Origin of the sequence: Saccharopolyspora galaxeae (assembly GCF_016526145.1) — a bacterium.
In the GTDB taxonomy this organism is placed as follows: Bacteria; Actinomycetota; Actinomycetes; order Mycobacteriales; family Pseudonocardiaceae; genus Saccharopolyspora_C; species Saccharopolyspora_C galaxeae.
In genome coordinates, this window is record NZ_JADDUE010000034.1 from 1 (window position 1) to 1,107 (window position 1,107).

Consider the following 1,107-nt stretch of genomic DNA (forward strand, 5'->3'; position numbering starts at 1 on the left):
TGTATTGCCCTGTGAGGTTGTGAATGCGTTGGGCTGGTGTGTGGCCGTTGAGGGAGGTGTGGGCGCGGTGGTGGTTGTAGGTGTGTAGCCAGGGGTCGAAGGCGTTGCGGCGTTGGGTTTCGGAGGTGTAGGGCCTGGCGTAGGCCCATTCGTCGAGCAGGGTGCGGTGGAAGCGTTCGACTTTGCCGTTGGTCTGGGGCCGGTAGGGGCGGGTGCGCTTGTGGCTGATTCCGGCCGTGGCCAGGGTGTTGCGCCAGAGGTGGGACCGGTAGCAGGAGCCGTTGTCGGTCAGGACTCGGTGCACGGTGATACCGGCGGTGATGAAGAAGGCGTGGGCGCGGTGCCAGAACGCGGTGGCGGTCTCGCGAGTCTCGTCGGGCAGGATCTCGGTGTAGGCCAGGCGGGAATGGTCGTCGAGCGCGGTGTGCAGGTAGGAGTGCCCGATCGCGGGTTTTTTCCCGCCGGCTCGGCGGGTCGGGGTGTTGGTGCGCTGACTGTTGCGTTTCCCGGTTCTCAGGCCGTGCACTCTGCTGCCGCCGCCGTCGGGGATGTTGCCCAGTTTTTTGATGTCGACGTGGATCAAGTCTCCGGGCGTGGTGTGTTCGTAGCGGCGGATCACCCTGCCGGTGGCCCGGTCCAGCTGAGCGAGCCGGGCGATGCGGTAGCGCCGCAGCACGCGGTGCACCGTGGCCGGGTTGAACCCGAGTAGGTAACCGATCCGGGCCGGCCCCCACCGGCGCAGCACACGAACTTTGATGATCCGCCGCTCGGCCCGGACCGAAAGACGCCGGGGGCTGCGTCGCGGCCGCGACGACCGATCCGCCATGCCCTCCTGTCCCCGGACGCGGTACCGATCGGCCCAGCGCTTGGCCGTGCCCACCGCGACCTGAAACCGCTCGGCCGCTCGCGCCAACGGCCAGCCCTCGTCGACAACACACCGAGCCAGCCGCAACCGGCCCGTCTCAGTCAGTGGCGCGTTACGGTGACACACAAGGACCTCCATCGTTCGGTGCGTGATGTGGTGATCCACACCGAACCTGGGGGTCCTTCCTATTCCAAGATCATCCAACCGCATGTTCCAAATTCACAACCTCCCGAGGCACTACA

General features: G+C 66.6%; 1 protein-coding gene. It reads right to left on the minus strand.

Annotated elements, in window-relative coordinates; genetic code table 11:
- Positions 1–991: IS481 family transposase (locus INP57_RS29275; protein WP_200073613.1), on the minus strand; the 991-nt coding region annotated here is incomplete at its 3' end.
- Positions 992–1,107 lie beyond the last annotated feature (116 nt).